This is a genomic window from Paraburkholderia caledonica (assembly GCF_000383275.1).
Lineage (GTDB): Bacteria > Pseudomonadota > Gammaproteobacteria > Burkholderiales > Burkholderiaceae > Paraburkholderia > Paraburkholderia caledonica.
This window is the reverse complement of sequence record NZ_KB911040.1, coordinates 398,890-406,813: the sequence shown is the minus strand read 5'-3', so window position 1 is coordinate 406,813 and position 7,924 is coordinate 398,890. Positions and strand designations below refer to the sequence as shown.

The 7,924-nt window shown below is 60.0% G+C and carries 4 protein-coding genes and 1 pseudogene; 4 read left to right on the top strand and 1 reads right to left on the bottom strand.

Annotated features, from left to right (window positions below; translation table 11 throughout):
- The 4 genes and pseudogenes from H281_RS35635 to H281_RS0122035 all read left to right on the top strand — a co-directional run.
- Positions 1 to 909, top strand: a pseudogene (locus tag H281_RS35635) (hypothetical protein); the annotation flags it as partial.
- A gap of 584 nt (positions 910 to 1,493) precedes the next feature.
- Positions 1,494 to 3,074: a ShlB/FhaC/HecB family hemolysin secretion/activation protein gene (locus tag H281_RS0122045; protein WP_241077901.1), complete on the top strand. Its 1,581-nt coding sequence runs from the start codon at positions 1,494 to 1,496 to the stop codon at positions 3,072 to 3,074.
- Positions 3,075 to 3,143: 69 nt separating this feature from the next.
- Positions 3,144 to 4,982 (top strand): peptide transporter, encoded by a 1,839-nt coding sequence (locus tag H281_RS0122040; RefSeq protein ID WP_020069323.1) that lies wholly within the window; start codon positions 3,144 to 3,146, stop codon positions 4,980 to 4,982.
- Positions 4,983 to 4,989: 7 nt separating this feature from the next.
- Positions 4,990 to 6,750, top strand: coding sequence for a methyltransferase domain-containing protein (locus H281_RS0122035; RefSeq protein ID WP_033379639.1), 1,761 nt, complete (start codon positions 4,990 to 4,992; stop codon positions 6,748 to 6,750).
- Positions 6,751 to 6,863: 113 nt separating this feature from the next.
- Here H281_RS0122035 and H281_RS0122030 read toward each other — a convergent pair whose 3' ends face one another.
- The gene (locus H281_RS0122030) at positions 6,864 to 7,709 is read right to left on the bottom strand and encodes a MurR/RpiR family transcriptional regulator (protein ID WP_020069321.1); all 846 of its coding nucleotides are present in this window, start codon (positions 7,707 to 7,709) and stop codon (positions 6,864 to 6,866) included.
- Positions 7,710 to 7,924 lie beyond the last annotated feature (215 nt).

Sequence of the window (7,924 nt, the reverse complement as noted above, 5' to 3'; positions counted from 1 at the left end):
AACATCTCGGGTGATTCGACCAACGGCACGGGCACGGACATCAACGGTTCGATCAATACGACGGACAACGGCACGATCAACATCAGCGGCAACTCGACTGATGGCACAGGCGTGATCGTCGATCCGAACGGTTCGATCAACATCTCCGGCAACGGCTCGGGCGAAATCTCGGGTAACTCGACGAACGGCAATGGGACGATCATCGACGGCAACGTGAACGTGACGGACAACGGCACGGTTGTCATCATCGACAACGGCACCATATTGACCCCCGGCGACAACGGCGGTAGCAACGGCGGCGACAGCGGTGGCAACAACGGCGGTGACAATAGCGGCAATAGCGGCGGCACCAACGGAAGCAACACGCCGCCGGTCGACAACGGCGGTAACACGCCTCCTGTCGACAATGGTGGCGCCGCGTCAGCCGGTGGTTCGAGCGGCGGTAGCGGTGGCATTGCAGCGGGCGCAATTGGCGCGATCGGAATTGGCGGCGCAGCGGCCTATTTCATGAGCGACATGCTGTCGGCCCACTGGTATCTGGAATCTGAGCAGGCGTTGACGCTCGAATCCGGTGACCCGGTGTTCTGGGCAGATGCCGAGTTGGAGCACGTCACGGTCGACATGACGACGAACTCCGCCGACGTGCAGCTGTTCACGCACGCTGGTGCACTGGACCGTCATCTGGCGTACCGCGACGGCGCGGAAGGCGTGAAGCACTTCACGTACGAAGATCCGCAGCAGAAGACGAAGGCGGACCTGTCCGTCAACATGCAGACGCATGAGTACTTCTACACGGAAAGCGGCGTGAAGGACGGCAAGGCGTATGTGGTCAAGTCGCATGGCTGGCTGAAAATGGGCCTCGCGCCCACGGGCAGCCCGGCACGCGCCACGATCAAGGGCGCAGCCTGACACCTTCACCGCGCCGGCTGTGAAGCATGCTGAGGCGCGGTGAGACGGCAACTGGCTGATCGTCTGCAGCAGGACGATCAGCCCAGCAAGTTCGTGTTTCGTCGATAGAGGGCGGTGCTATATGCACCGCCCTTTTTTTATTCCACATTCCCAATCACGTTGCGCATTAATAGGCGCGGTGTTTGTCCGCATATCGACGCATTGATAGACCAGAAAAACTTCAACAAACAAGATTAATAGGAATAGTCCTATTTACTGTAGTAATTGTGCTTATGGCACTTCCCATACTCCCATGAATGCGCCCCGTAGCCGCTGCGCAGATCCGAAAATCTTTTTTGCGATGCTCAGAGTTTTTTTGGAATAGTCCTATTCGCTTCGAAACGCCCGACTCTTAATCTCTTATGTATGGGGCGACGCAGTTTCGGCAGAAAATCCGCAAATCGTGACGCCATGGTATTTAATCTGAGTGCAAGGTTAATTCGATGTTGGCGCAGAAAAGCAAAGTAAATCGGCAAATAACTCGCGCAATGTGGGTTTTGCCATTTTTGACGGCAGGCGTTGCTCACGCCGAGCCTGTCGCAACTGTGAGTGCTAGTCTGCCCGCCGTTCAGGCTGCCGTTGCTTTCAAGGTGATTCCCGCAGGTAGCCGCGAAGAGGCAGCCATGACCAAGGTGTTGCGCGAGAAAGCGGCAATGCTCGGCGCTGCTCCCTCGAACTTGGGGGATGTGAATCTCTGGTCCGAACGTCTGACGGACGCGCTGCGTCAAGGTGGTTTCCCGGTCGCCCAGGTGTTGATGACCGACGACGACTGGCGCGCCGCCCAACGAGGCGCCCAACCGGTGTTCGCGGTGTATCCCGGAAGAATCCGGAAAATCGTGGTGCAAAACAAATCCCGCGTCGACGATGCCCGCTTGCAGCGCCTCATTTCACACGCGTTGTGCAACGGCGATTCGATCAACGGCATCTGCGTGCTGAGCACGCTGCGCCTTGAACGCTCTACGCAGTTGCTGCAGGACGTGCCGGGCGTCGCGATCGAAAAAGCGCCGCAGATTGCGCCCGGCTCGGGCGTAGGCGACATCGACGTGGTGTTCAGCATTGCTGCAAAAGGTAAGCCGATGCAGGCCGATCTCATCATGGACAACCAGGGTATCGAGTCCACCGGCAGCTATCGCTTTGGCGTCACCGCTTCGGGAAACAACTACTTCGGCGCGGGCGAGAGCTACGCATTCACGCTGATGGCCACCGACAAGAAGATGTGGACGGGCTCGCTGACTGGCAGCGTGCCGATCTTCGACGACGGTCTGCGTCTGACTGGCGGCGTCACGCGCCAGCAGTACTCGATCAACGCAGGAACTCCGGTCGCAGGCGTCGCGACCACTGCTCAGGCTGGCGTGCTTTATCCGTTCATGCGTGGTCTGGACGCGAACGTCTGGGGCGCAGCGTCGCTTCTGCACAGCCAGGCTGCGACGACATACAAGGACTTCGGGTTCGCTGCGCACAGCACGCTCGATTCTGTACGGCTGTCGGTGCAAGCGGACAACGGCGACCGTCCGCAGCAACTTCGCACGAACATCTTGAGCGGACAGGCAGCCTTGACGCTCGGTCATCAGCGCAACGACGAGCCCGCGCTCGACGCCGGTCCGCACCGCGCGGGCAACTACGCGAAGCTCACCGGTTTCGGTTTCGGCACCTACGCGCTGACGCGCAGCGGCAATCTCTTCCTGACGGGCCGCGTCAATTCGCAATTCGCAAGCCGCAATCTGGACTCCAGCGAAAAGCTCACGGCGGGCGGTCCAGACGCAGTCCGCGCCTATCGGACAGACGAAGTTTCGTTCGACGACGGCGTGATCGTCAACGCGGGGCTGTATCAGCGGATTCCTGTCGCCACGGGCCACCAGCTCCAGTTCGGCGTGTTCACAGACTTCGCGGTCGGCCGCGTGAATCACTCGCCGTGGGCTCATTGGGAGCAAAGCTACGTCGGGGTTCCCAACGTCACCAACAGCCGCACGCTAGCCGGCTACGGCGCGAGCGTGGACTGGCTTACGCCGATCGGCGCGACCGTCTCGGCCTCGGTATCGAAACCCTATGGATTTTCTTCGGCTTCGTGGGTCGACCCCGGCAAGAAGCCGCTGCAGTACTGGCTGTCGGTCACCTGGAAACATTAACGATCGATGCCGCCTCGCGCACCGATCACCTCATCGCAAGCAATACATCATCCCTCCCCGGAGAGCGTCATGAAATTCAGCATCAACAAATTCGAATATCTTTGCTATCGCCGTGAACACGAAAAGGCGAGCCGTGAACTGCTTCAGCTGCTCAGCAAGATCGACCAGCATTACGGCATCCTGATGGACGTCGACGTCTGGGCTCAATCGAATGAAGCGCAGGACATCATGGACGATCACCTGCTCGCACGTCTCACGTCCGCGATTACGAGCCTCGTGACTGATCCGAAGTTCACGTTCTCTGACACAGGTATCGTTCGCACGGCGTTGTTCCAGCGTTGGCTTGCCGCGATGTTTGCCGCGAGCCCATTCCGCAACGCCGATCATATTCTTCGCTCGCTTGGCGTCGACGAGCACGCGCGCAACGCCATCGAGCTGCGCAACAGCGAAGTCCGCAAGTTCCAGCTGTTTTATCTGCCCGAGTCGGAAGTTCGTCTCGACTGGGACGCGCTGTGGAAACTCGACAAGACGATGGCGGCATCTCTTGCGATGACGATCATGTCGTCGCGTTTCCTCGGCACGCCGTCGGCGCACCAGAAGCGCGAACTGCTGCTGCGTTGGTTGCCCGAGCGGCTCGAGCAGATCGACAGCATCGATTCTCTGCCGATGGGCGTCTTGCACGACGTCTACATGCACTGCAGCTACGCGGACATGGCAGCCAAGCACGACATCAAGAAGCCGATCAACGCGCTGATTCGCCGCAAGCTCGAGTCGCTTGGCATTACGGACGTGACGCGCACGGCTGCTCGTGTCGAGGGTGAGAAGCCGGTGCTCCTGGTCGTGCTCGAATGGTTCTCGAAGAACCATTCGATCTATCGCACGCATTCGCAGACGCTCGTCGCGATGCGTGACAAGTTCCACCTGATCGGCATGGGCTACGACGGCCGTGTTGACGACGCCGGCAAGGCTGTGTTTCATGAGTTCATTCCGCTGCAAGGCGCGAACGTGTGGGAAGCCGCGCGTCATGTGCGGGACACGAGCGAAGCGCGCAACGCGCAGCAGATGTACATGCCGAGCGTCGGCATGTTCCCGATCACGATGGTCCTCGCGTGCCTGCGCGTCGCGCCTTTGCAATTGATGGCGCTGGGTCATCCGGCCACGACACACGGTCATGCAATGGATTACGTCGTGGTCGAAGAAGACTATGTGGGCGACGAAGCGTGCTTCAGCGAAAAGCTGTTGAAGCTGCCCTCTGACGGCATGCCTTATCGCGCGCCGGCCGCCATGCTAGAACTGGAACTGCCGGCTGAGAAAGAGCCGTCCAATGTCGTGAAAATTGCAGTGGCGGGCACGACGATCAAGCTCAACCCAGGTTTCCTGCACACGTGCGCAGCGATCGCCCGCGAAGCAAGCGTGCCGGTGGAGTTCCATTTCCTGGTAGGTCAGGCAACCGGTCTCGTATTCCCGCAAGTGCGCAACCTGATACGTCGATTGCTTGGGAAAAATGCTGTCGTTCACAAGCATCAGGGCTACGCCGGTTACATGAAGGTGATCGCCGGTTGCGACATGTTCCTGAACCCGTTCCCGTTCGGCAACACGAACGGAATCGTCGATACGGTCTGGGCAGGGCTCGTGGGTGTCTGCAAGACAGGCCGCGAAGTGCATGAACATATCGACGAAGGTATGTTCCGCCGCCTCGGTTTCCCCGAGTGGACCATCACGAAGACGAACGACGAATACAAGGCATCCGCGCTGCGTCTAATCGAAAACGCGCACGAACGCCGCGAGTTGGGTGCGGCAATGGCAGGCCCGAAAGCCATTGAAAAGCTGATCTTCCACGGACGTCCGGAAATTCTGGGCGAGCGTATGCAAGCGTTGTGGCTCGACGAGCTGCATGGAGCACAGTGAGACGAACATGAAAGAGACCAGCAAATCCGCTATGCGTCGCGCACGCGACCCGTCGTTCCAGCAGCACTACTTCGCGGGCAAAGGCATTGACATCGGCGCCGGCGACGACCCGCTGAACGCGCATGCACACGCCTTTCCGCGCGTGACGGAGATCGTGTCCTGGGACAAGGCGCAAGGCGACGCGCTTCGCATGGCGGGCGCACCGGACGCATCGTTCGACTTCGTGCACTCGAGTCATTGCCTCGAACACCTGGCCAATCCGTTTCAGGGACTGGCCAGATGGCTGGAACTGCTCAAGCCGGGCGGCTATGCGATCCTGACTGTTCCCGACGAAGATCTGTATGAGAAGGGCAAGTGGCCGAGCCCGTTCAATCGCGAGCACAAGGTCAGCTTCACGATCTGCAAACCGGAGAAAACGCTGCCGGGATCAGTGAACGTGCTGGATCTGGTGCGTGCATTCGCGCCGGTCGCGTCGTGCGAACGCGTAACTCTGGTGCGTGAGAATTACGATGAGCGTCGCGCGAATGTCGATCAGACCGCGCGTGGCCTCGCCGAATGTGCGATCGAAATCGTGCTGCGAAAGCGCGCTGTACCGAGCGCAAGGGAGATGATGAACGTTGCGTCGAAGGCGCGAGACGCGCAGGAAAGTCTGCGTGCCTGGCGACTCGCCGTGAAAACGTATCCCTACCGTTTCGAGGTCTATCACGGTGCGATGCTTGCATGGTTGCGCTGGGATCTGATCGAACATATCGACCGACTGTGGGCTCAATGCATCGAATGTCTGCCGGATCAGCATCTGCCGCGGCTCTATCACGCGTTGCACACCATCGCGCGAGGCAAGATACAGGAAGGCTTCCGCACACGCGAATCGTGGATGAGCAAGTTCGGATGGCAGCGCCGCACGACAGTGCAACCGCCGTCGACGATTCGTGCCTGGTCCGGCGAGCCGCTCGGCGGAAAGTCGATCGTGATATGGAGCGAGTTCGGTCTCGGCGACGAAATCTTCTTCTTACGATTCGCGCGTATTCTGCGTGAGCAATGTGGCGCTGCGCAGGTGTCGGTGGTATGTCAGGCACCGCTCGTGGCGTTGTTCGAGCGCTCGGGAGAGGCCGACACGGTGCTCAGCGTCGCGCAAGCCGCCGAGTTGCCGCCGCACGACTACTGGGTGTTTCCGCATGCGATTCCGGCTCACATCGCGTTGGACCTCGAAGCGTTGCCGAAGTCGGTGCCATACCTGCATGCGCCGGGCAAAACTGCGTTCCCTGCGTTGACGGAAAGTAAGGGCAAGCTGAAAGTGGGCGTCGTGTTCAAAGGCGCGCCGACCCATGAGAACGACAGGCAGCGGTCATTGCCATCGCTTTCTGTGCTGGACGACCTTTTCAAGGTAGATGATGCGGAGTTCTTCAGTTTGCAGAAGGGCGCAGGTGCCGACGAAGCTGCGGACTACGCGAAGCGCCTGCCGAACTTCCACGATGTCGGCGCTTCGCTGCGCACCATGGACGAAACCGCCAACGCGATCGCCGCGCTCGACGTCGTGCTGACCGTCGATACGTCGGTCGCGCATGTGGCGGCTGCAATGGGCAAGCCGGTGTGGTTGATGCTGCCGTTCTTCGGCGACTGGCGCTGGCACTACACGCGCAATGACAGTCCGTGGTATCCGACGATGCGTCTGTTCCGTCGGCTTCCGGGCGGCGACTGGTCGGAGGTGGTCGCGCGCATTCGCGGCCGCTTGCTGATGGCGCTGACCTCGGGCGACGCAAACTTGTGATTCGCCATGTGTCCGTTCGAGCGACACAAAACAAACGGGCTCCCTCGGGAGCCCGTTTTGCATTCAAGTAAAGCAACACACAGCGAAAGCGGATTGCTCTCCTGCGCAACCCCTCATCCGTCTGTCCCGATCCTTCTGCGCGCGATCAGTTCCTTCGCATCGGCCAGTTTCTCCGCAAGCTCCGGCCCGCGCTTCAGCGCCACACCCACCGCGAGAATGTCGCCGATCGCAAGATGCGAAGTGCGCGAGGTCATCGGCGAAAAGATATCGGTGTCTTCGTCGATGTTGGCGAAAAGTCCTACCGACGCGATCCGCGCGAGCGGCGAGTTGCCATGCGTCACGGCAATCACTTTTGCGCCGCCGGCCACCGCCGACCTGGCTGCGTCGACGATATCGCGCGTGCGCCCCGTGTTCGAAATCGCGACCACGACGTCGCCTTGGCCAAGCATCGCTGCCGACATCAGGAACGTATGCGGATCCGAGTAGGCGACGCTAGGCATGCCTAGCCGGAAGAACTTGTGCTGCATGTCGAGCGCGGTGATACCCGAACCGCCGGCGCCGTAGAACTCGATCCGCTTCGCTTGCGCGAGTACGTCGATTGCCGCCGCGACACTATCTGACGACAGATTGTTGCGCACCTGGATCAGCGCGCCGATCGTCCGGTCGAATACCTTGGCGGCGACGCCCGGCGCCGGTTCGTCCGCGCGCACGTCCCGATAAACGGCAGGTACTTCAGTCGCAATGCCTTGCGCGAGCCGGATCTTGAACTCGCGGAATCCGGAGAAGCCGAGCGCATGACAAAAACGCGCGATGGTCGGCTGGCTCACGCCCGCACGCGCGGCAACTTCCGTCATCGAGAGATCGAGCACCTCGCGCGGCGCCTCGATCACGTAATCGGCTAGCTTGCGCTCGGACGGGCGCAGCTGCTCGCGCATGTCTTCCACCTGGGACAGCATCATCGGAAATCTCGCACTATGCTGAAGAATGCGTGGACTATAACTGATTGCCAAGTATGTACAAAAACTACATCTGTGCCGTAGGTGTTATCCCTTAGCTCTTCGCTGAATGTCGCGGAACAGCTGTCAGAAAGGTGTTGAGCGGAATTCCCGATGTCGCATTGCAGCAGGGAATCCGATTGCGGACGTGTAGTTTTTCTACTAACATTGCCGTCGTT